Origin of the sequence: Streptomyces sp. NPDC091412, from assembly GCF_044756885.1 — a bacterium.
GTDB lineage: Bacteria > Actinomycetota > Actinomycetes > Streptomycetales > Streptomycetaceae > Streptomyces.
In genome coordinates this window covers 45650-67946 of the sequence record NZ_JBIVTV010000018.1, presented here as the reverse complement: position 1 = coordinate 67946, position 22297 = coordinate 45650, and the positions used below count along the sequence as shown (strand labels likewise).

Below are 22297 nucleotides of genomic sequence, written 5' to 3'. Positions count from 1 at the left end.
CCGTCACCGCCCAGGACTCGTCACGGCCTAAGGCCCGTCACCGTCCTCGGCCCGTCACCTCGGCCCGTCACCTCGGCCCGTCACGGGCTACGGCCCCGGCCCGTCACCGCCCTCAGCCCGTCACCGCCCCGGCCGCCACCCCCGTCAGCCGACCACGGCGGACGCGGTCAACTGACGAAAGCGGAGCCGGCCGGAGCGTGGACCGGCCGGACGGGCCGGACGGCGTCGAGCGCGGAGGCGGCCTCGGCCAAGCGGCGCGCGGACCGCTCCGCGGTCACGAGCGCCGGTGCCCGGGCCGGCACCGCGACCGAGGGGGCGGCGGTCGGCAGGGTGAACCAGACGACCTTGCCCTGCTCGCCGTCCGGCCGCGCGCCCCAGCTCTCGCTCATCGCGGCCACCATCGCCAGCCCCCGCCCTTCGGTGGCCAGCGGCGCGATGTCTCCCATCTTCTCCACCACGGGGAGCCGAGGGTCGTGGTCGCGCACGGAGACCGTGAGTCGCTCGAGCAGCAGTTCGAGCTCCACGGTGCACAGCTTGTCGGGCCGGGCGTGCCGGTGGACGTTGGTCAACAGCTCCGTCACACCGAGCGCGGCCCGGTCTATCAGAGGGTCCAGATGCCAGTAGCGCAAGTGCGCCGATACGATTCTGCGGACTTGGCCGATCCGCGACGGCAGGGCTTGGAGCTCCACCGTGCAGTGCCTGCTCGGGTGACTGATCACGGCTGCGACTCCCCGACGTTGAGGTCCGGAAGAACACGACGTTTCGGATGCAGCAGGACGCCTGCGTGACATTGCCGCCTGCTGTCTGGCCGGCGGGCTGGTTCGCAGCGTTATCGCCGGTAAACCCTGAGTGACGTGAGACAAGCGTGGCCCACGGTGTGGGGTCACGCAACTCGCCTCGCTCAGCCGCCGCGCCGCGCCGCTCGACGGACGGCCTCGACGAACCGGCGGGCCGCGGGCGGCCCCGGCTCGCCCGGTGCGGGGTCGTGGTCGCCCAGGGTCAGCAGGTACCGCTGGCCGCCCAGGTCGGCCAGCGCCCGGTCGTCCGGCGCGTACCAGGGCTGGGATGCGCGCACCGACCGCACCGGAGCGCTGTCGATCTCACTGCCGTAGCTGGTCAGCAGCTCCAGCCTGCCGTCGCGGATCCGGACCCGTCCGGCCCGGGTGAGTGAGCGCAGCCGCTTGTCGATGCGTACGCCCGTGGCCGTGAACTCCGGTTCGGCCATCTCCCCGCCCTTTCGTGCGTGTCGCCGGTTCCCGCTCCGCCTGGTCCACGAGCCGGCCCGGCTCGTTCGAGATCCCGTGTGTCACGGCGGGCGCTTCGTCCCGCCGCGGTGCAGTCTGCACGCCTTCGGCACGGAGCACCAGTGCGCGGGGAGCGCTCGCGGGTGGCGCCCGGAGCACTCGCGCGAACGCGCCCCCACACGTGCGCCCCCTCGCCGCGGATCGGCCCGGGCTCGGTCTGCTCCCAAGCGTCTCCTTGAGCCGCTCAAAGATGCGTTTATGCAGGTGAGAAGCGTGTTGAAGGTGTCTATCATCGAGCGTGTCCGGCCGCGCGGGACGCTGCCGGCGCACAGCGTAAGGAGCCCCGCCGTGAGCACCACCGAGCAGCGCCGGACCGGCGACACCCTCGACGTCGACCGCAGCGACAGCGGATACCGGGACTGGCTGAAAGAAGCCGTCCGCAAGGTGCAGGCCGACGCCAACCGCTCGGCCGACACCCATCTGCTGCGCTTCCCGCTGCCCGAGGAGTGGGGCATCGACCTGTATCTGAAGGACGAGTCGACCCACCCGACCGGAAGCCTCAAGCACCGGCTGGCGCGGTCGCTGTTCCTGTACGGGCTGTGCAATGGCTGGATCCGCCCGGGCCGCCCGGTCATCGAGGCATCCAGCGGCTCGACGGCCGTCTCGGAGGCGTACTTCGCGAAGCTGATCGGCGTGCCCTTCATCGCGGTCATGCCGCGCACGACCAGCGCCGAGAAGTGCCGCCTGATCGAGTTCCACGGCGGGCGGTGCCACTTCGTGGACGACCCGCGCACGATGTACGAGGCGTCCGCCGCCCTCGCGGCCGAGACCGGGGGCCACTACATGGACCAGTTCACCTACGCCGAGCGGGCCACGGACTGGCGCGGCAACAACAACATCGCCGAGTCCATCTTCCGGCAGCTGGAGTTGGAGCGCTTCCCGGAGCCGGCGTGGATCGTCGCCACCGCGGGCACCGGCGGCACCTCCGCGACCCTCGCGCGCTACGTCCACTACATGCAGTACGACACCCGCGTCTGCGTCGCCGACCCCGACAACTCGTGCTTCTTCGAGGGCTGGACCACCGGCGATCCGGACGTCACCTGCGACTGCGGCTCGCGTATCGAGGGCATCGGGCGGCCGCGCATGGAGCCGAGCTTCGTGCCCGGGGCGATCGACCGCATGATGAAGGTGCCGGACGCCGCCGCCGTGGCCGCCGTACGCGCCCTGGAGCGGGCCATCGGCCGCAAGGCGGGCGGCTCCACCGGGACGGGACTGTGGAGCGCCCTGAAGATCGTCGCCGAAATGCTGGCGGAGGGCCGCCAGGGCAGTGTCGTGACCCTGCTGTGCGACCCGGGCGACCGCTACCTCGACAAGTACTACTCCGACGCCTGGCTGACCGCACAGGGCCTCGACAGCGCCCCGTACACACAGGTGCTGGAGTCGTTCCTGACGACCGGCGAGTGGCCGGGCTGAGAGGGCCGGTACGGCCGGACGGTCCAGGTCCTCGGGACCGGCCGGCCCCGGATTGGCAGCGGAGTGGGCGGGCGGTCGGACGGGGCACGGCGCGCCCTCGCTGACGGCCCCTCAGGCGTCCGTCTCGTCCCCGGGCTCGCCCGCCACGACCAGCCGCAGGTGCTCCGAGATCTCGGCGCGTGCCTCCGCGGGCAGCCCCGCGTCCGTCACCAGCGTGTCGATCCGGTCCAGCGCGGCGAAGGAACTCAGGCCGACCACACCCCACTTGGTGTGGTCGGCGACCACCACCACCCGGCGCGCCGACTGCACCAGCCGACGGTTGGTCTCGGCCTCGGCCAGGTTCGGCGTGGACAGGCCCGCCTCGGCCGATATCCCGTGCACACCCAGGAACAGCACGTCGAAGTGGAGCGCGGCGATCGCCTGGTCGGCCACCGGACCCACCAGCGAGTCGGACGGCGTGCGCACTCCGCCGGTCAGCACGACCGTCGCCGCGCCCTGTCGCCGGCCGGAGGTGCGCTGCGCCGAGTGGAAGACCTCCGCGACCCGGACCGAGTTGGTGACCACCGTCAGATCGGGCACGTCGAGCAGGTGCTGGGCCAGCGCGTACGTCGTCGTACCGCCCGACAGGGCGATCGCCGTGCCCGGCGAGACCAGCCCGGCCGCCGCCCGCGCGATGTCCTCCTTGGCGGTCAGCTCCAGACCCGACTTGGCCTCGAAGCCCGGCTCGTGCGTACTGGCCTCCACCACGGGAACCGCGCCGCCGTGCACCTTCTCCAGCACGCCCTGCCGGGCCAGCGCGTCCAGATCGCGGCGCACCGTCATGTCCGACACGCCGAGCTTCCGGGTCAGTTCGTTCACCCGGACACCGCCGCGGCGCCGGACCTCGTCCAGGATCAGTGCGCGCCGCTGCTCCGCGAGGAGGTTCTGATTCTCACTCACGTGCGCTCCGGTTCCTTTCGCCTCAAGCCGTCCGACCCGCCCCGCGCAGCCGCCGGCGACGAGAAGGTCCGTCATGTCCTCCGGCGCGCGGACGTCCCATCCTTTCACGGGGCGGTCCGCACCGCGCCATCGCCCGACCGACGCGCGCATGACATCGTTGCCCTCCCGTACGCGCCTCTCGTCACCCGGATCGGGGAGATTCGGTGACGAGGGATGTGCCGCGTGCCACGGGAGGCGATCCTGGTGTCCGCACGGACACAGACCGACGGACGCGTCACGGGGGAAGTGCGAACAGTGGAACGTGCGCAGCGGCAACCGGAGACCGCCGGGGCTGACGGCCCCGCCGCACCTGACGAGCCGACCGGACGCACCCTGGAACTCCTGGTCCACGGCGTCGGCGGCACCACGCCCGAGAAGATGCTGGACGCCCCGCGCACGGTGCGGATCACCGGCGACGACACCGCGGCCGTCTTCCGGCGCGCGGAGGACGTCGACGCCGAGAGCCGCCCGGACGAGGAGAGCGAGCCCCGTGGCACGCCGGTGCCCGAGGCGTACGTCTGGTGCAACCTCACCTCCGGCAACGGCGCCCGCGCCCTGTGGCTGTTGCTGCTGCCGTTCATGGTCGTCAACCTCGCCCACTGGATGCGCCCCGCCGCCCCCGGCCGCCCGCGCGCCGTGAGCCTGTACGGACTGCTGGTGCGGATGGCGGGGCTGACCCTGACGGTGCTGCTCGTCGCCGCCGCCTGCGAGGTCGCCCTCGACCTCACGGCCTGGCAGTGCGCGGGCACGCACGCGTGTGCCGCACGGCACTCCTGGCTGGGCTTCCTGTCGCCCGAGGCCGGCGGCTGGTGGAGCACGCCCGGCCGCCGCCTCGCCCTGGCCGCCCTGGTGCCCGCCGCGCTCACCGGGCTGCTGTGGTACCTGGCGCACCGCACCTGGAGCGCCTACGAGTCCCAGCAGCCGATCTCCCGCGACCCGGAGCCCGAGGACGACTCCGGAAACGGATCCCTGAGCCGTCCCGGCTTCTGGTACGGGCGCCGACTGGTGGCCAGGCTGCGCGCCGCGCACACCGCCGCGGGCCTGCTGACGGTCGCCGCGACGATCGCCGTGCCCACGGCGGCCCTCGACCGCGGCCCCGGCGGCGCCCAGGCCCTCGACACGGCGGGCCGGCTCCTGCTCACCGTCCTGCTCGTGTGGTCCGCCGCCGTCGTCTGGGTCGTCTGCCGCCGTGGCCGCACCGAGCACCTGCTCGACCGGCAGCTGGACCGCCACCTCGTCCGGCGGCTGCCGCTCGGCGCCCTCCTGCTGCTCCTGCTCACCGCCGTGTACGCCGGATGGTCGCGCCCGGGCTGGCAGTCCACCGGACGGCTGGCGGGCGACACCGCCTTCGGCGGCATCGCGCTGGGTCAAGGCCTCCTGGTCGTCGTCCTCGCCGCCGTCGCCCACGCGCTGTACCGCACCCGCCCCGACCCGCGAGCCGCGCTGCGGGGCCTGGGCGGACCCGCGGTCGCGACGCTGGCCTGCGCGCTCGGCGGCGTGATGTCCGGCGGGGTCTGCCAGCGCGTGGCCGACTGGCTGGACGGCACCGGCGCCTCGATCCCGGGCCCGCCGGTCCTGCTCACCTGGCAGGCCTCCGTCATCCCGCCGCTGCTCGTCGTGCTGCTGGCGCTCTGTGCCCGGCCGGCCCGGCGCGCCCGGCGGCTCGCGCGCGCCGAGCGTCTCGCGGTGGAACGCGACCACCCCGGCGAGCCGGCCGACCCCGAGCGCACCCGCCGGATCGCCCGCACCCGGGCGATGGCCACCCTCACCGACGACGGCCCCCTCCTGGTCGGCACCACCTCCGCCGTCACCCTCCTCCTGGGCGCCGGCGCACTCGTCGGCGCCCTCGGCACCGACCGGACACCTGCCGGGGCCGCGGCGGGAACCCACCCCGTCCTGCACGGTGCGGCCCAGACCGCGCAGGCACTGGGCTCCTGGCTCATCGGACTGGGCTTCATACTCTTCGTCACCTGGGGCCGGCGCGCCTACAAGGACGCCTCCGCCCGGCGCACCATCGGCATCCTGTGGGACGTCGGCACCTTCTGGCCGCGGGCCGCCCACCCCTTCGCCCCGCCCTGCTACGCCGAACGCGCCGTGCCCGACCTCACCTGGCGGATGGCGACCTGGACCCGGGCCACCGGCGGACGGCTGGTGCTGTCCGGGCACTCCCAGGGCAGTGTGCTGGCCGCCGCCGCGGCGTGGCAGCTCACCCCGCCGGTCCGCAAGCGGGTCGCCCTGCTGACCTACGGATCCCCGCTGGAACGGCTCTACGGACGGTGGTTCCCTGCCCACTTCGGCCCGGCCGCGCTCGGCGCCCTGCACCGGGACGTCGACTGCTGGCGCAACCTGTACCGGCTCACCGACCCCATCGGCGGCCCGGTCCGGCTGCCCGGCGACTGCGGCCCCGAGGTGGACCGCGCCCCGCTCAAGGACCCGCTCGCCTACGGCCGCACCGCACGCCATCCGCTGCCCGCCCCGATCCTCGGCCACTCCGACTACCAGGCGGACCCGGCCTTCGACGAGGAACGCCGCCGGCTGCTGGCGCGGCTGCGCCCGGACCTGCCGTCGCCCCGGCACGGGCGGCCCGACGCACCCGCCTCGGAAGCGGACACCGGTCCGGAGCCGCCGAGCGGGCCCGGCTCTCAGGGCAGCGTGGGCAGGTCCTCGGCGTAGAGCAGCGTCAGATCGTCCGTGCTCGGCTCGGCGAGCTGCGCGACCCGGCCGGCGTGCCGCTCCACCATCGCCTCGAAGGTCTGCCGCGCCGTGCGGCCGTTGCCGAACGCGGGACCCTTGGGGACCGCGGTGAAGTACGCCAGCAGGGCCTCGGCCGTGTCCGGAGCCAGCCGGTACTCATGCTCCTCCGCCTGCTGCTCCACGATCCGCAGCAGTTCGTCGGGGCCGTAGTCGCTGAAGGTGATGGTGCGGGAGAAGCGGGAGGCCACACCCGGGTTGACGGACAGGAAGCGTTCCATCTCCGCGGTGTAGCCGGCGACGATCACCACCACCGCGTCCCGCTGGTCCTCCATCAGCTTCACCAGCGTGTCGATGGCCTCCTTGCCGAAATCGCGCCCGGCGTCCTCCGGGGAGAGCGCGTACGCCTCGTCGATGAACAGCACTCCGCCGCGGGCCCGTTCGAAGGCCTCCTGGGTGCGGATCGCGGTGGATCCGATGTGCTCGCCGACCAGGTCGACGCGGGACACCTCCACGAGGTGGCCCTTCTCCAGGACACCGAGGGAGGCCAGGATCTCGCCGTACAGACGGGCGACCGTGGTCTTGCCGGTGCCGGGGGAGCCGGTGAAGACCAGATGCCGCTTGACCGAGGCGGCCTTCAGCCCGGCCTGCTGACGGCGCCGGCCCACCTCGATCATGTCGGTCAGGGCGCGCACCTCCCGCTTGACGCTGTCCAGGCCGACCAGCGTGTCGAGTTCGCCGAGGACGTCCTTCGCGGTCCGCGCGGGCACCTCCGGCTCACCGGCGGTCACCAGCGGCTCCTGCTCGGTGGTGCGCTGCCCGGGGATCGCGCCCAGCAGGCCGGTGGACGGGGGCGTGGTCTGCACGGCCGCCTCCCGGGCCACGAGCGGGCGCACGCCGCCGCTCTCGTCGCTGGTGCAGTCCTCGACCACGGGGCCCGACCCGGCCCCGGCGTCCGGCCCGCCGTCCGCGAACTCGTAACCCCCGCGGGCGCACCGCTCCGTACGGCACTTCTTCAGCGTCGTACGGCAGCCGTCGATCACATGGAAGCCGTAGCCGCCGCTGCCCGTCACCCGGCAGCCCAGGAAGCTGCCGCGGCCGCCGGCGGAGACGTAGAAACCGGCCTCGGCGGGGGAAGTGACCGTGCACCGCTCGATGGTGGGGTCGGCGCCCTTGGTGACGATCACACCGGTCTGGGTGTCGTCGACGGTGCAGTTGTTGAGCGTGCCGCCGCTGCCGTGGTCGCGGAACCAGGCGCCCGTGGCCGCGTCCTTGATCCGGCAGTCGTCGAGCTGCGCGGTGGCGCCGTCGCTCACCGAAACCGCCGTGTTGCGCACCTGGGAGAGATCGCTGTCGACGACGTCCGCGCGGGAGCCGCGGTCCAGCACGAACAGCGCGTCGGGCACGTCGTGCACCCGGCAGGAGTCGAGCACCGCGGTGGCGCCGTCGCTGACCCACACCGCGGGGTAGTCGCCGGTGCTGTCGAAGATCTCGCACTGGTTGGCGTCCACACGCGTGCCCGGATCCCACACCGACAGGCCGTTGCGCCCGAACTGACGCACCGTCGTCCTCGTCAGCGTCAGCACGGAGCGGGAACGCAGGTCCACCGCGTTCTCCGGGATGTCGTGGATGCGGCAGTCGGCCAGCGTCAGCACGGCGTCGGTGTCGAGCGTGACACCGTCCGCGGCGGTGCGGTGCACATCGCAGTCGGTGAGGTGCGCGGTGGCCCGGCCGGTGATCTGTACACCGCTGCCCCGGACCTCGTAGACCTCGCAACCCACCGCCTCCAGGGCGGAGTTGTCGCCTGTCGCCGTCAGGCCCGCGCCGGAGGCGTGGTGGATGCGGCAGTTCTCCAGCCGGGGGTGGGCGCCACCGCGGACCGCCACGCCCGACTGCCCGGCCGCGACGACCTCGCACTCCTCGAACACCCCACCGCCGCCGTCGAGTACGGCGATGCCGACACCGGCCGGGTTGTCGACCGTGCAGCGCCGCACGGTGGGCCGGGCGCCGCCGCGCACCTCGATGCCGGCCGCGGACCGGGTCACGATCCGCACGTCCTTGAGTTCCGGCGCACCCTCTTCGACCAACAGGGCGGGCGCGGCGGAGTCCTGGCCCTCGACGTGCAGGTCCTGGACGACCGCGGAGGCACGCACGGTCAGGGGCACCCCCTCCGTGGGGGCGATGCGCACCGAGCCCGGGGCGCCCTCGGGGCCGCGCAGGGTCACCGCCCGCTGTACGACGAGGTTCTCCCGGTAGGTGCCCGGGGCGACGGTGAGCACGTCACCGTCGGCCGCGGCCTCCAGGGCGGCGGCGAGCGATGTGTACTCACCCGTGCGGCGCCGCCACCGCGATGTGCCGGTGTGCGTCACCTGGACCGTGCCCTGTGCCATGGCGTTGCTGTGCCCCCACCTCGTCGTACGCGGGTTGGTTGATGCCGAGTGCGTCGGCCGGTCCACCGTAGCGTGCGCGCGGACGCTCGGTTGACCAGAGCCCAAAGGCCGTCAGCTGCCGGTGCCGGTACGGCCCCAGTCCGGGCCCGCGCGGTCCCAGGCCTGGTCCCAGCGCGCGTACCGCCGGCGGACCAGGCGCCAGACGATCAGCCGGCGTATCCCCTCCACCAGGCCCGCGGCCAGCATGCCCGCGCCGCAACCGGCCAGCACCGCATGGGTCGTGGCCGTCGTGGAGTCCAGGGGGCGGGTCACGGTGCGGCCGTGCCCGTCCGTCCACAGCGTGAAGTGGTCGCCGGGGTGGGGGGACCCCAGGCCCGTCGTGACCGGGCCGTGCTGCCGGGTGCCGTCCGGGGCCGTCCAGTCGGCGAGGACGCGGCTGCGCAGCTCCCGTCCCGTGGTGATCTCGGGGTCGGGATCCGGCCGGTTCAGTATCCGCACCACCGTGGCCGCCACCGGGTGGCGGGACTGGCGCTGCTCGCGCACGGACTGCTGAAGGGCGTCCTGGGCGAGGGAACCGGCGAGGGAGCCGATCACGGGGGCGGCGACCAGGACGAGCAGCAGCGCCGCCAGGGCCACCCAGGCCTCGACGAGATCGGTCCTGCGCCGCAGCGGGTTGTGCCGCCAGCGCCAGAGTCCGCTGATCGCTCGCACGGTTACCGAACCCCCCTTCCCCTCCGTGATAACCCCGGCCGGGGCGGTTCGCCCCCTCGCCGGCCGAAGAGAGAGGGAAATCACCTCGGGCCGGGCATTCTCACGAACTCCTCACGAAAGCCCAACGACCGGTCCGCGCTCCGGGGTTCCCGGCCCGTGGCCGGGCGTCATTCGAGGACGGTGACCGGGTCGCCGAGCCGGATGGTGCCGGTGCACTCGGGCACCAGGTTCTGGCCGAAGACCAGTTCGCCCCCGAAGCGGCGGTGGCGGCCGAGGGTGCGCAGCGGTTCCTTGCCGCGTGTTCCGGTGGCCTGGTCGGTGGTGGTCACCACGCACCGTCCGCACATCTTGGCGACCCGGAAGGTGACTTCCCCGATGGCGATGCGCGACCAGTCGTCCTCGGCCCAGGCGGTGGTGCCGGCCACCACGACGTTGGGCCGGAAGCGGTTCATGGGCAGCGGGCCCTCGCCGGCGTGATCCCCCTCGGCGATCAGGGAGTTGAGGGAGGCGAGCGAGGAGAGCGTGGTGAGCAGCAGCGGGAAGGCGTCGGCGAAGCTCACCGTCTCGCCAGGCAGGGCGTAGGCCGGGTCGACGGGCCGGCGTGTGGCGGGGTCGTCCAGGTGGACCAGGCGGACGTCGTCCCCGGTGAGGCCGCTGCACCAGGCGTGGGCGGCCGCGTCCGCCGGGACGGCCTCCACCTTCTCGCCGAAGATCTCCACGGTCACCGTGTCGCCCGGCGCGGGGACGGAGACGGTGACCGGGGCGCGTCCGGGCGCGGAAAGGCGGAGGCCGCCGCCGGGCTCGGGTTCGGCGGCGGCCAACGCGAGGTGCGGCTGCTGGCGTTGCGTGACGACCTTTCCCCCGTCGTCGATCAGCGCCCAGCGCCGGTCCCCGTCCAGCCCCCAGGGCTGGACGACGGCCTCCGCGAGCGGGACGGCTCGCAGCGCCTTGACCGGGTGGATGTGCAGCGCGTGCAGTTCCGCGTTCCCCATGGCCTCATCCTGCCAGGCGGCACGGACAGCCGGGGAGCGGACGGCACCGGAGCGGATCAGTAACCGCGGTACTGCTGGTTGCCGTACGGGTCCTGGTAGGGCGCCGGGGCAGGCCGGGGAGTGGCGGGACGCATGGCCTCGTAGCCGGTGCCGCCCTGCATCGGGCGTGGTGGCTGCGGCTGCTGCGGGCCGGGATACCCCCGCGGCGCGGAGGCCTGTTGCGGGATGTAGGCCGTGGGCGCCGGCTGCGGGGGGACGGGCTGCGGCGCCTGTGGGTAGCCGTAGGAGGGCTGGGACGGGGCCGCCGGGAGGGCGGGCAGCGCCGAGGGCAGCGCGGGCAGGTTGCTGCCGGTGCTCATCGGGCCGCCCCCGGTCAGGTGGCTGCCCGTGTCGTACGGCGCCGGAACACGGATGGGGGCGATCTGCGGGGTTCCTCGCTCGGCCACGAGCGAGTCGTAGATCGGGGTGTCCGGGAAGGAGGCGGAGTAGTAGCCGCCGCCATAACTGGAGCGGGGGGAGGTCATGGCCATAAGTAAAGCCCACGATGTGCTGGTTGGGGAGACCGATAAGAGGGTTGTTTTCCGTGTCGGCGGTGACGTGAAGTCCCCAATATGAGCGATCTTGGCTAAAAAGGGGCATCGAGCAAGGCTCGGATGCTGTATAAGCCGATCTTCAGGCCGGGTTACCGGCGGTCGGCCAGGCGTGTTCCGGTGCTTCTCGTGGGAGTTCGGTGTCGTCGGGCTTAGGTTGGTCGGGTAGCGAGCCGACGGGCCGCCGGAGCCACGGCTTGTCCGACATGTGATGGGGGCGAAAGATGTCCATGCCGAAGGGGTCCAACACGCCGGTGCCCGCCACCGCCCTGCGCGTCGAGGTGGGCTGGCGCCCCGGTCCGGGCGTCCCCGACGCTGACGTCTCGGCGCTGCTGCTGGTGGGGGGAAAGGTGCGCTCCGACGCGGACTTCGTCTTCTACAACCAGCCGGCCCATCCCTCCGGCGCGGTCCGGTACGAGGGCAAGGACACCCTCGGCGGCCAGGTGACCGACACGTTGCTCGTCGACCTCGCGCGCGTGGAGCCCTCGATCGAGAAGGTGGTGCTGGCCGCCTCCGCGGACGGCGGCACCTTCGGACAGGTGCCCGGCCTCTACATCGAGGTCCGGGACGCCGCTCGGGGCACGGTGGCCGCGCGGTTCGACAGCACCGGCGCGAGCGTCGAGACGGCGTTCGTGCTCGGCGAGTTCTACCGCCGTCAGGGCGCCTGGAAGTTCCGGGCCGTCGGCCAGGGCTACGGCAGCGGACTCGCGGGCCTGGCCACGGACTTCGGCATCACCGTGGACGAGCCGCAGCACACGCCGCCCCCGGCGCCGGCCCCGCGGGCACCCGCCATGGCGCCGCCGCCACCCGCGCCGGCCCCCTTCCCGGCCACGCCCCCGCCGCCGGTCGGACCGCCGGTTCCCCTTCCGCCGCCGGTCACGCCTCCGGTCACCCTGCCTCAGTCCGGCACGTCCGCGAGCCCGTTCGGCACACCCGCACCCGCCACGCCCACGCAAGCACCCGCCACGTCCACGCCCGCCGCGGCCCCGGTCCGCCTGAGCAAGGTGACGCTCACCAAGGCGGCTCCCTCGGTGTCGCTGACCAAGCAGGGCGGAACCGCGGGCGCCATGCGCGTGAACCTCAACTGGGAGGTGCGCAAACAGTTCTCCGGCTGGGGCAGCAAGCGCGGCCGTGCGGTGGCCATGCACAGGGACCTCGACCTCGACCTCTGCGCCCTCTACGAGCTGTCGGACGGCCGCAAGGGCGTCGTCCAGGCCCTCGGCAACGCCTTCGGCGCGCTGCACTGGCCGCCGTACATCCACCTCGACGGCGACGACCGCACCGGCGCCGTCGCCGACGGCGAGAACCTCACCATCAACCTCGACCACAGCGGCGACTTCCGCCGCATCCTCGTCTTCGTGACCATCTACGAAGGCGCCCGCTCCTTCGCCGACCTGCACGCCACGGTCACCCTCCAGCCGCAGCACGGCGCCCCCGTCGACTTCTCCCTGGACGAGTGCACGGTGCCCTCGACGGTGTGCGCACTCGCCCTGATCACCAACACCGGCGGCGACCTCGTGGTCCAGCGGGAGGCCCGCTATCTGGTGCCCGAACGCGGGGTCAGTCCGCAGCGCACCATCGACCGCGCCTACGACTGGGGCATGAACTGGACCCCCGGCCGCAAGTGAACGCTCACCCGCTCACCGTTCCTAGAGACTGAGCGGGAGTGAGTCCTGGTGCCAGGGCTCGTGCTCAGCCGTGTGTCCCGAACGGTTGTGGGCACACTGGTCGCCCGCTTTCGCTCCGCGTCCGGCGCCGGCGGATCGTGTCCGTGGTCCGGGAACGCGGGGGCGGGGTCCCTCACGCCCCGGGCTGCCCGGTGCGGCCTGGACGGTCCGATGCCCCACACGATCGCTCCGGTCGTGTGGGGGCGGTGCCGTCCGTCGCCTGATCGGGCATCCCAGGGCGCGTCGTCCGATCGCCACGGCGGCAGCATCGTGCCGCGTGGGCTTGCGAGCCTTGGTGGTCAGCGGTTTCTGCCAGTGCTGGGCGCCCCAGCGGCTGGTGTAGGCCGGGTCGACCGCGACGACGGTGACTCCCAGCTCGGCTGCCATCGACACCAGCCGCGCGCGCAGCCTGGCGGTCGGCATCCCGGAGATCAGCTTCCGGAACCGTTTGCGGCGTCCGTGTTTCTCCCGGGTCTTGTCCGCTGTGAAGTCCAGGTCCTCGATCGCGAGGGCCAGGTCGTGCCGTGCGGTCCAGTGCAGGAGGCGGATCAGGGCATGGCGCACCTGTGCGTCGCGGTGCTGTGCGCTGCCGGTCAGCCGGTAGTCGAAGCGGCGGGGTTCGCCGACGGGGTTGCCGTGCTCATCCAGGCGCCAGGCGGCCAGGTGGTCGGCGTTCATGTCCACCCCGGCCAGCCCACCCGCACGAGCAGTCTCCAACGGCACGGTTCGCACAGGCGGGTTCTGCCAGCAGGCGGTCACGTACCAGCGGTTTCGGCCGGTGTCGTAGTGGATGCGGTAGGCCACCGCACGGTTCACGGCGATGCGGTCGGCCCACTGCTCGGCCCGGTGGTGGAAGTGAACACGGCCGGCGAGCACGTACCGGCTGTGCGGCGCGTTCGCCAGCCCGGCCAGGGCAGCCGGAAGCTTGATGCTCACCTCACCGCCGGGTGTGATGCGGATCGTCTCGTTGCCGTACCGCTTGCCGGACTCGCCATCGGCCTGCAGGAACCACCGCTCGGCCTCCCATCGCAGCCGCCACTGCGCCTCGGTCAGCCCGGCGGCTTCGAGGTGGTGCCGGGTGTGGAGCAGCTTCTTGCCGCCGCGTACCACCCGCACCCGTCCGGCTTCCCAGTCGGCCCGTACCTGCTCCAGCCGGTCCTGAAGCACGTGCAGCCGCCGGGACTTGGCGAACCACTCCCGCCGGGAGCGGTAACCGCCCGGCGCGCCCCGGGAGCCCTTGGCCCCGATGGGCTGCGAGAGCCGGTGCGTGATCGTCTCGACGCCTGCCTGCAGGCTGTGAATGTGGGCGAGCTGACCGCGCCGGGCCAACGCCCACTGATCATGCGTGGCCTTGGTGATACTGCCCGCCCACCGCGAGGACGACTGCCCGGTCAACGCCCGCTTCCTCCGCGCCCACTGCTCCCCGTCGTGGTCCAGGCCCGCCGCGCAGCGGGCCTGCAGGTCGCGGGAGGCCAGCGAGCCGAGCAGAGCGCCGACCCGGCGCAGGACCGTCGCGTCCTGCACGGTCAGGCCCTTGAGGCTGGAACGGATCGCCACCCCGGACGGGCCGGGCACCACGAACGGCGCCGCCACCTCGCGCAGCCCGCCCACACCACACCCCCACCCGATGCCGAAGAACCCCTCACCGCACCCAACGACCACCCCCGGTCAAAGGTCACGCATTCGAAACCAGAACTCCCGGTCGCCTCCAAAGACCGCACGCCTTCACGCACGCCATGCTCACTCATACGCACCAGAACACGCCCAGCCACAGTCAAACGCCAGCAGTTCACAACCCCTCGTCGGGCACGGCGTCCGGACGCGCGTACGTGCGGCCCTTCCAGGCCGCACCGCGGCCCCGGTAGTGCTGCACCGCCGAGTCGACCGTCATCAGCAGATAGAGGAACGCGGTGAACGGCAGCAGGGGAGCGAGCCACAGAGGCTGCCGGTAGTAACGGAGCATCGGGACGTACGTCGCCGCCATCACCAGCCAGGCCAGGCCTCCGGCGAGCGCCGCCCCCGCGTCGCCCGCCGCCGGGCCCGCCGTCAGCGCCACCGGCGGCACCAGGTACACCAGCGCCAGCCCGGCGACCGTGCCGAGCAGCAGCAGGGGGTTGTGACGCAGCTGCGCGTAGGCGCTGCGCGAGACCATCCGCCACAGGTCGCGCAGCCGCGGATAGGGGCGCACGCTGTCCACCCGCTCGGCGAGCCCCAGCCAGATGTGGCCGCCGCCGGCCTTGACGGCCCGGGCGAGGGCCACGTCGTCGATCACCGCCTGGCGGATCGCGTCCGGGATCCGCGCCCGCTCGGCGGCCTCGGCGCGCAGCAGCACGCAGCCGCCCGCGGCCGCCGCCGTCCGCGCCCCCCGGCGGCCGATCCGGCGGAAGGGGTACAGCTGCGCGAAGAAATAGACGAAGGCCGGTACGACGAGCCGCTCCCACAGGCTCTCCGCGCGCAGCCGGGCCATCTGCGAGACGACGTCGAAACCTCCGGTGCGTGCCGCCGCCACCAGATGGCGCAGGCTGTCCGGGGCATGGGCGATGTCCGCGTCCGTCAGCAGCAGGTAGGCGGGTCCACGCGCGCGTGCCAGACCGACGCCGTGCCGTACCGCCCACAGCTTGCCCGTCCAGCCGGCGGGCGGCTCACCCGGTGAGGCCACGGTCAGCGGCAGCCCGCCGTGCCGCCGGGCCAGTTCGCGGGCCAGCTCCCCGGTGCCGTCGCGGCTGCCGTCGTCGATCAGGAAGACCTCCGCCCGGCCCGGATAGTCCTGGGCGAGCAGGGAGGGAAGGCTCTCCGGCAGGACGCCGGCCTCGTCCCGCGCGGGGACGACGACGCACACCGACGGCCAGTCCCCCGGGGCCGGGTCCTCGTGGGGCGGAAGTCTGACGTCCGTACGCCAGAAGAAGCCCTGGCAGAGCAGCAGCCACAGCCAGGCGGCGAGTGATCCGACGGCACTCCACTCGATCACGCTCACCCGCGCAGTCTGCCCCACCCGGGCGGCCGGTTCGAGGGGATCGACTATCGTGGCCGGGTGAAGATCGCGCTCATGGACTCCGGGATCGGGTTGCTGGCGGCCACCGTCGCGGTACGGCGGCTGCGCCCCGACGCGGATCTCGTGCTCTCCCTGGACCCCGCGGGCATGCCGTGGGGCCGACGCACGACGGAGGACCTCATCGAGCGTGCCCTGGCCGTCGCCGAGGCCGCCGCCGCGTACCGCCCGGACGCCCTGATCGTCGGCTGCAACACCGCGACCGTGCACGCGCTCACCGCCCTGCGGGCCGCCCTGGAACCGGACCTGCCGGTCATCGGCACGGTGCCGGCGATCAAACCGGCCGCGGCCGACGGAGGACCCGTCGCCATCTGGGCGACGCCGGCCACCACCGGCAGCCCCTACCAGCGGAACCTCATCCGCGACTTCGCCGACGGCGTGCCGGTCACCGAGGTGCCCTGCTGGGGCCTCGCCGAGGCAGTGGAGCACGCGGACCAGACGGCGATCGACGAGGCCGTCGCCGCGGCCGCCGCGCTCACCCCCGCGGACGTGACGACCGTCGTCCTGGGCTGCACCCACTACGAACTGGTCGCCGACCGCATCCGGGCCGCGGTCCGGCACCCGGACGGCCCGCCGCCGGCCCTGCGCGGCTCGGCGGGCGCCGTCGCCGCCCAGGCGCTGCGCCGGATCGGCGCCCGGCCCGAACCGGAGGCCGCGGCCGAGGGCGGCGTGACCGTGCTGCTGAACGGACGGGAGGGCGACCTGCCCGCCCCGGCCCTGGCCTACGCGGAAGGCCGCCTTCTCCAGCAGGTGGCCCCGGCCCGCTGACCCGGGCCGGCCACCCGGCGCGTCCCGTCCGGGTACGGCCGCCCGGTCCCGTCACCCTGTGCTACGCGCTACCCGCGCAGCGAAACCTGAGTAACCTCATGGGTATGAGGGACCACCTCCACCCCGAGAACAGTTCCCATCCCGAGGTGTGGACCGGACGGGCCACCAACCGGATGCAGTGGCTGCTGGCGCTGGCCGGCGCCGCCTGCATGGCACTGGGCATCGAGCTGGCCGTCGACTCCGCCTGGACCTCAGGCGTCGCCCCGCTGGTGATGTCCGTCGTGGGCTGCATCGCGGCCGGTCTGCTGGTCCTCTTCGGCACCCTCGCCTTCGTGCACGTCGCCGTACGGGTCGACCACGAGTCCCTGGAGGTGCGCTGCGGGCACATCGGTCTGCCGCGCCGCCGCATCCCGCTCGCCCATGTCGCGGGCGCCGAGTTCGCGCCCCACGTCACCCCGCGCCACTGGGGCGGCTGGGGCTACCGGTGGCGGCCCGAGAAGGGCACCGCGGTCGTCGTACGCCGCGGTGAGGGCGTCGTACTGCGCATGTGGGACGGCCATACGTTCACGATCACCATCGACAACGCCGAGACGGCGGTGCACGTGATCAGGGACCGCCTCCACCCGTCGGCCCGCGGCAAGGCCTGACCTGCCCGAGCGGCCTGGCCGGTCCCTCGAAGAGGGCCGGCCGTACACTCCCGGAGTGACCGTCACCGCAACTTCCGTCGACGAGTCGGACCGGCTTCGACCGCAGGCCGCGCCCGCGCCCTGGAGGGCGAGGCTCCTCCGGCTCGTGCCCGCCGCCGCGGCAGCCCTGTCGGGCGTCCTCCTCTACTTCAGCTTCCCCCCGCGCCCCCTGTGGTGGCTGGCCCTGCCCGCCTTCGCGGTCTTCGGCGGGCTGCTGCGCGGACGCACCTGGAAGGCGGCCCTCGGTCTCGGCTACCTCTTCGGCCTCGGATTCCTGCTGCCGCTGCTGGTGTGGACCGGTGTGGAGGTCGGCCCCGGTCCGTGGCTGGCGCTCGTCGCCGTGGAGGCGGTCTTCGTCGCGCTGGTGGGCGCGGGTGTCGCGACGGTGTCCCGGCTGCCCGTCTGGCCGCTGTGGGCGGCGGCCGTGTGGATCGCCGGCGAGGCGGTACGCGCACGCGTGCCGTTCCACGGCTTCCCCTGGGGCAAGATCGCCTTCGGGCAGGCCGACGGCGTGTTCCTGCCGCTGGCCGCGGTGGGCGGCACCCCGGTGCTGGGCTTCGCGGTCGCCCTGTGCGGTTTCGGCCTGTGCGAGGCCGTGCGCCTGGCGGTGCGGGGGCGGCGCGAAGGAGCCGTACGGCGTCCGGCCGCGGCGGCGGCCCTGCTGAGCGTCGCCGTCCCGGTGGCGGGCGCGGTGGCCGCCCGGCCCCTGGTGAGCGACAAGGCCGAGGACGGCACCGCCACCGTCGCCCTCATCCAGGGCAACGTGCCCCGGGCGGGCCTGGAGTTCAACGCCCAGCGGCGCGCGGTCCTCGACTACCACGCGCGCGAGACGGAGCGGCTGGCTCAGGCGGTGAAGGCGGGCAAGGCCGACAAGCCGGACTTCGTGCTCTGGCCGGAGAACTCCTCCGACATCGACCCCTTCGTCAACCCCGACGCGCGTGCCGTCATCGGCATGGCCGTCAGGGCGGTCGGGGTGCCGGTCTCCGTCGGCGGCGTCGTGGAGCGGGACGGCGAACTGTTCAACGAGCAGATCCTGTGGGACCCGGCCAAGGGACCCACTCAGACGTACGACAAACGGCAGATCCAGCCGTTCGGCGAGTACCTTCCGCTGCGCCCGCTGCTCGGGGCGATCAACAAGGACTGGACGTCGATGGTCCGGCAGGACTTCAGCCGGGGCGACAAGCCGGGCGTGTTCACCATCGACGGCACGAAGGTGGGCCTGGCCACCTGCTACGAGGCGGCCTTCGACTGGGCCGTGCGCGACACGGTCACATCCGGCGCGCAGATGATCTCCGTACCGAGCAACAACGCGACCTTCGACCGCAGCGAGATGACCTACCAGCAGCTCGCCATGTCCCGGATCCGCGCGGTCGAGCACAGCCGTACCGTCACCGTCCCGGTGACCAGCGGTGTCAGCGCGATCATCATGCCCGACGGGCGGATCACGCAGAAGACCGGCATGTTCGTGCCCGGCTACCTGGTCCAGAAGGTGCCGCTGCGCTCGTCCGAGACGCCCGCCACCCGGCTGGGCACCCTGCCGGAGCTCGCCCTGGTACTGGTCGCGGCCGGCGGCCTCGGGTGGGCCGTCGGCGCCGGACTGCGCGGGCGACGCGCCCGGAACGTGTAACCGTACGCCGGACGTACGCCCCCCGGGTGCCCCTGACCGCGCCATGGTCCGGGGCATCCGGCCGGTTAGGGTCGGCTCCATGGCAACTCCCGACTTCATCCGTACCATCAGGGCCTCGGCCGGCAGCCAGCTGCTGTGGCTGCCCGGCGTCACCGCCATCGTCTTCGACGACGACGGCAGAGTGCTGCTGGGCCGCCGTTCCGACACCGGCGAATGGTCGGTGGTCGGCGGCATCCCGGAGCCGGGCGAGCAGCCGGCCGCGTGTGCCGTGCGGGAGGTCCACGAGGAGACCGCGGTGCACTGCGTCGCCGAGCGGGTGGTCCTGGTCCAGGCGCTGGGCCCTGTCACCTACGGCAACGGCGACATCTGCCAGTACATGGACATCACCTTCCGGTGCCGTGCCGTGGGCGGCGAGGCACGCGTCAACGACGACGAGTCGCTGGAGGTGGGCTGGTTCGCGGTGGACGCGCTGCCGGACCTGAACGAGTTCGGTCTGTTCCGGATCAAGCAGGCCATGTTCGATGCACCCACGTGGTTCAACCCCACGGAATTGAACTGAAGTATGGGTGGTGCCCATATGTGGTGCGGCGGACGGCCTGCCTAGGGTCACCCCATGACCTCGCCGCTCCCCGCTCCGCACACCCCCTCGCTCGATCTCGGCGGCCGCACCGCGCTCGTCACTGGCGCCGCCGGAGGCATCGGCCGCGCCTGCGCGCTGCGGCTGGCCGCCGCCGGGGCGAGGGTCAGAGCCGTCGACCGGGACGCGCCGGGCCTGGACGCGCTCGCCGAGCGGGCGGGCGCGCTCGCCGGCTCCCTCGAACCGCTGGTGCTGGACCTCACCGACCTCGACGCCGCCGAGCGGGTGGCCGCCGGTACCGATGTGCTCGTCAACAACGCCGGGCTGCAACTGGTGTGCCCCATCGAGGAGTTCCCACCCGAGGTCTTCCACACCGTGCTCACCGTGATGCTGGAGGCGCCCTTCCGGCTGATCCGCGGCGCCCTGCCGGACATGTACGGCCGGCAGTGGGGCCGGATCGTCAACATCTCCTCCGTGCACGGCCTGCGCGCCTCCGCCTACAAGTCGGCCTACGTGGCCGCCAAGCACGGCCTGGAGGGGCTGTCCAAGACCACCGCCCTCGAAGGCGCCCCGCACGGCGTCACCTCCAACTGCGTCAACCCCGGCTATGTGCGCACCCCCCTGGTCGAGGCGCAGCTGGCCGACCAGGCGCGGGCCCACGGCATCTCCGAGGAGCGCGTGCTCTCCGAGGTGCTGCTCAAGGACAGCGCGGTCAAACGGCTGCTCGAACCCGAGGAGGTCGCCGAGGCCGTGGCGTACCTGTGCGGTCCGCAGGCCTCCTTCGTCACCGGCTCCTCGCTGGTCCTGGACGGCGGCTGGACCGCGCACTGACCCGCCACCCGGTTCCTCTGCGCACCCCCGGGTTTTCCACAGGCTCCACGAGAGGACCGGACGATGGGTGATCCTGTGGGCATGTCCAGCGATCACGTGCAGTCCGCCCGGCGCCCCGCCGCCAGGACTCCGGCCGGCAGCGCCGAGACCCTCTTCCTCGAGCTGCTGGCCCGGGGTGCGCCCACCGCAGCCTATGAACAGCCCGTGCTGCTCGCCCGTGCCGAGGGGCGGCCGGCCGAGTGGATCGACGCGCTCGAACAGGCCAGACTGCTCGCCCTGCGCGTCCGCGCGGAACTGGAGGGCCGGCGGCGCCGCGAGGCGGAGCTTTCGGCGCTGTTCGAGACCGCCCACGACCTGGCCGGTCTGCGCGACCTGGACGCGGTGCTCCAGGCCATCGTGCAGCGTGCCCGCTCGCTGCTCGGCACGGACATCGCCTACCTCACCCTCAACGACCCCGCCCGCGGCGACACCTGCATGCGCGTCACCGAGGGCTCGGTGGCCGCCCGCTTCCAGCAACTGCGCCTGGGCATGGGGGAGGGGCTGGGAGGCCTGGTCGCGCAGACGGCCCGCCCCTACGTCACCGACGACTACTTCAAGGACCCCCGCTTCCAGCACACCGGAACCATCGACGCGGGAGTGCGGGACGAGGGCCTGGTCGCGATCCTCGGCGTGCCGCTCATGCTCGGACCACAGGTGATCGGCGTACTCTTCGCGGCCGACCGGCGGGCCCGCGTGTTCGAACGGGAGCAGATCGCCCTGCTCGGCTCCTTCGCGGCCCTCGCCGCGGCGGCCATCGACAGCGCCAACCTGCTCACCGAGACCCGCTCGGCGCTCGCCGGCCTGGAGCGGGCCAACGAGATCATCCGTGACCGCAGCGGCGTCATCGAGCGCGCCTCCGATGTCCACGACCGGCTCGCCGAACTCGTCCTGCGCGGCGGCGGAGTGCACGACGTCGCCGCCGCCGTCTCCCAAGTGCTCGACGGCGCCGTCGAGTTCACCGAGGCCGCCGCCGCACCCGCCGGCGCCTTGGAGGCATCCCGGGCCGAGGGACACGCGGTGCCGCACGGTCCGGACTGGATCGCCGCCGTCGCCGCGGGCGGTGAACTGCTCGGCGCGCTCGTGCTGCGCGGTCACCCCGGCCTCGACCCCGTCGACCAGCGCACGCTGGAGCGAGCCGCGATGGTCACCTCGCTGCTGCTGCTCGCCAGACGGTCGGCCGCCGAGGCCGAACAGCGCGTCCGCGGCGAACTCCTCGACGACCTCCTGGACGCCCGCGACCGCGATCCCCGCCTGCTGCGCGAGCGCGCCGCCCGGCTGCACGCCGACCTCGACGCCACGCACGTCGTGCTCGCCGCCCGCCTCGACGCCCCGTCCGCCGACGCCGAGCAGGAGGCCGCCGCCCGCCACCGCCTGTGGTCGGCGGCCTTTCACCTGGCCGCCACGCGGCACGGACTGGCCGCCGCCCGCGACGGTGGCACGGTTCTGCTGCTGCCGCTGCGCCGCGGGGACAGCGCCACTCAACTGGCCCGCAGAACCGCCCGTCACCTCGGCACCGGGGTGCACGAGGCGGTCACCGTGGGCGCCTCGGCCCCCGTCGAGAACCTGGCCGCCCACCCCGAGACCGTGGCCGCCGCCTACGAGGAGGCGCGGCGCTGCCTCGACGCCCTGCGGCTGCTCGGCCGCACCGGCGACGGCGCCGCCGCCCAGGACTTCGGCTTCCTCGGCCTGCTGCTGGCCGGTGACCGGGACATCGACGGCTTCGTCGACCGCACCGTCGGCCCGGTCGTCGCCTACGACGAGCGGCGCGGCACGGAGCTCATACGCACCCTGGAGGCGTACTTCGCCTGCGGCATGAGCCCGGCCCGCACCAAGGACGCACTGCACGTCCATGTGAACACCGTCGCCCAGCGACTGGACCGCGTGGGCCGGCTGCTCGGCCGGGACTGGCAGACCCCGGCCCGTGCCCTGGAGATCCAACTCGCCCTGCGTCTGCACCGCTTGTCGGTACCGGCACAGACCTGAC

General features: G+C 73.4%; 18 protein-coding genes. 9 read left to right on the top strand and 9 right to left on the bottom strand.

Annotation, left to right across the window (positions count from 1 at the left end; all coding sequences use genetic code 11):
- Positions 1-167: 167 nt before the first annotated feature.
- Both ACIQMV_RS31410 and ACIQMV_RS31405 read right to left on the bottom strand, forming a co-directional pair.
- Positions 168-719, bottom strand: a complete 552-nt coding sequence (locus ACIQMV_RS31410) for an ATP-binding protein (protein ID WP_402596615.1) — start codon at positions 717-719, stop codon at positions 168-170.
- Positions 720-901: 182 nt separating this feature from the next.
- On the bottom strand, positions 902-1225 hold the full coding sequence (locus ACIQMV_RS31405; protein ID WP_402596614.1) for a hypothetical protein: 324 nt from the start codon (positions 1223-1225) through the stop codon (positions 902-904).
- Positions 1226-1592: 367 nt separating this feature from the next.
- Between ACIQMV_RS31405 and ACIQMV_RS31400 the strand changes: the two genes are divergently transcribed.
- Positions 1593-2717, top strand: coding sequence for a PLP-dependent cysteine synthase family protein (locus tag ACIQMV_RS31400; RefSeq protein WP_402596613.1), 1125 nt, complete (start codon positions 1593-1595; stop codon positions 2715-2717).
- A gap of 111 nt (positions 2718-2828) precedes the next feature.
- Here ACIQMV_RS31400 and ACIQMV_RS31395 read toward each other — a convergent pair whose 3' ends face one another.
- Positions 2829-3656 (bottom strand): DeoR/GlpR family DNA-binding transcription regulator, encoded by an 828-nt coding sequence (locus ACIQMV_RS31395; protein ID WP_141363870.1) that lies wholly within the window; start codon positions 3654-3656, stop codon positions 2829-2831.
- 294 nt (positions 3657-3950) lie between these two features.
- Here ACIQMV_RS31395 and ACIQMV_RS31390 point away from each other — a divergent pair, with 294 nt between their 5' ends.
- Positions 3951-6368, top strand: coding sequence for a hypothetical protein (locus ACIQMV_RS31390; RefSeq protein WP_402596612.1), 2418 nt, complete (start codon positions 3951-3953; stop codon positions 6366-6368).
- Here ACIQMV_RS31390 and ACIQMV_RS31385 read toward each other — a convergent pair.
- The 4 genes from ACIQMV_RS31385 to ACIQMV_RS31370 form a co-directional block, all read right to left on the bottom strand.
- Positions 6338-8776, bottom strand: coding sequence for a right-handed parallel beta-helix repeat-containing protein (locus ACIQMV_RS31385; protein WP_402596611.1), 2439 nt, complete (start codon positions 8774-8776; stop codon positions 6338-6340). The two genes, ACIQMV_RS31390 and ACIQMV_RS31385, sit on opposite strands and share 31 nt — an antisense overlap.
- Positions 8777-8887: 111 nt before the next feature.
- Positions 8888-9487, bottom strand: coding sequence for a hypothetical protein (locus ACIQMV_RS31380; protein WP_141363876.1), 600 nt, complete (start codon positions 9485-9487; stop codon positions 8888-8890).
- Positions 9488-9654: 167 nt separating this feature from the next.
- Positions 9655-10479, bottom strand: a complete 825-nt coding sequence (locus ACIQMV_RS31375; RefSeq protein ID WP_402596610.1) for an MOSC domain-containing protein — start codon at positions 10477-10479, stop codon at positions 9655-9657.
- A 56-nt stretch (positions 10480-10535) separates the two neighbouring features.
- Positions 10536-11003 (bottom strand): DUF6643 family protein, encoded by a 468-nt coding sequence (locus tag ACIQMV_RS31370; protein WP_402596609.1) that lies wholly within the window; start codon positions 11001-11003, stop codon positions 10536-10538.
- A gap of 296 nt (positions 11004-11299) precedes the next feature.
- Here ACIQMV_RS31370 and ACIQMV_RS31365 point away from each other — a divergent pair, with 296 nt between their 5' ends.
- The gene (locus tag ACIQMV_RS31365; protein WP_402596668.1) at positions 11300-12697 is read left to right on the top strand and encodes a TerD family protein; all 1398 of its coding nucleotides are present in this window, start codon (positions 11300-11302) and stop codon (positions 12695-12697) included.
- Between the two features lie 21 nt (positions 12698-12718).
- Here the strand turns inward: ACIQMV_RS31365 and ACIQMV_RS31360 are convergent, their stop codons facing one another.
- Positions 12719-14347: an IS200/IS605 family accessory protein TnpB-related protein gene (locus tag ACIQMV_RS31360; protein ID WP_402596608.1), complete on the bottom strand. Its 1629-nt coding sequence runs from the start codon at positions 14345-14347 to the stop codon at positions 12719-12721.
- 178 nt (positions 14348-14525) lie between these two features.
- The gene (locus tag ACIQMV_RS31355) at positions 14526-15728 is read right to left on the bottom strand and encodes a glycosyltransferase (protein ID WP_402596607.1); all 1203 of its coding nucleotides are present in this window, start codon (positions 15726-15728) and stop codon (positions 14526-14528) included.
- Positions 15729-15767: 39 nt separating this feature from the next.
- Between ACIQMV_RS31355 and ACIQMV_RS31350 the strand changes: the two genes are divergently transcribed.
- From ACIQMV_RS31350 to ACIQMV_RS31325, 6 genes are all read left to right on the top strand, one after another.
- Positions 15768-16553: a glutamate racemase gene (locus ACIQMV_RS31350; protein ID WP_402596606.1), complete on the top strand. Its 786-nt coding sequence runs from the start codon at positions 15768-15770 to the stop codon at positions 16551-16553.
- Between the two features lie 104 nt (positions 16554-16657).
- Positions 16658-17200, top strand: coding sequence for a hypothetical protein (locus ACIQMV_RS31345; protein WP_402596605.1), 543 nt, complete (start codon positions 16658-16660; stop codon positions 17198-17200).
- A 55-nt stretch (positions 17201-17255) separates the two neighbouring features.
- Positions 17256-18866, top strand: coding sequence for an apolipoprotein N-acyltransferase (lnt, locus tag ACIQMV_RS31340; protein ID WP_402596604.1), 1611 nt, complete (start codon positions 17256-17258; stop codon positions 18864-18866).
- Between the two features lie 79 nt (positions 18867-18945).
- Positions 18946-19425 (top strand): NUDIX hydrolase, encoded by a 480-nt coding sequence (locus tag ACIQMV_RS31335; RefSeq protein ID WP_402596603.1) that lies wholly within the window; start codon positions 18946-18948, stop codon positions 19423-19425.
- 54 nt (positions 19426-19479) lie between these two features.
- Positions 19480-20274: a 3-hydroxybutyrate dehydrogenase gene (locus tag ACIQMV_RS31330; protein WP_402596602.1), complete on the top strand. Its 795-nt coding sequence runs from the start codon at positions 19480-19482 to the stop codon at positions 20272-20274.
- An 81-nt stretch (positions 20275-20355) separates the two neighbouring features.
- A complete protein-coding gene (locus ACIQMV_RS31325; protein ID WP_402596601.1) occupies positions 20356-22296 on the top strand; it encodes a helix-turn-helix domain-containing protein in 1941 nt (646 codons plus the stop codon).
- Position 22297: the final 1 nt, after the last annotated feature.

Bases quoted from the DNA above. Each gene is read 5' to 3' on its own strand.
- ACIQMV_RS31385 (WP_402596611.1), bottom strand. From the start codon at position 8,776: ATGGCACAGGGCACGGTCCAGGTGACGCACACCGGCACATCGCGGTGG.
- ACIQMV_RS31370 (WP_402596609.1), bottom strand. From the start codon at position 11,003: ATGACCTCCCCCCGCTCCAGTTATGGCGGCGGCTACTACTCCGCCTCC.
- ACIQMV_RS31330 (WP_402596602.1), top strand. From the start codon at position 19,480: ATGACCTCGCCGCTCCCCGCTCCGCACACCCCCTCGCTCGATCTCGGC.
- ACIQMV_RS31345 (WP_402596605.1), top strand. From the start codon at position 16,658: ATGAGGGACCACCTCCACCCCGAGAACAGTTCCCATCCCGAGGTGTGG.
- ACIQMV_RS31365 (WP_402596668.1), top strand. From the start codon at position 11,300: ATGCCGAAGGGGTCCAACACGCCGGTGCCCGCCACCGCCCTGCGCGTC.
- ACIQMV_RS31405 (WP_402596614.1), bottom strand. From the start codon at position 1,225: ATGGCCGAACCGGAGTTCACGGCCACGGGCGTACGCATCGACAAGCGG.
- ACIQMV_RS31375 (WP_402596610.1), bottom strand. From the start codon at position 10,479: ATGGGGAACGCGGAACTGCACGCGCTGCACATCCACCCGGTCAAGGCG.
- ACIQMV_RS31325 (WP_402596601.1), top strand. From the start codon at position 20,356: ATGTCCAGCGATCACGTGCAGTCCGCCCGGCGCCCCGCCGCCAGGACT.
- ACIQMV_RS31335 (WP_402596603.1), top strand. From the start codon at position 18,946: ATGGCAACTCCCGACTTCATCCGTACCATCAGGGCCTCGGCCGGCAGC.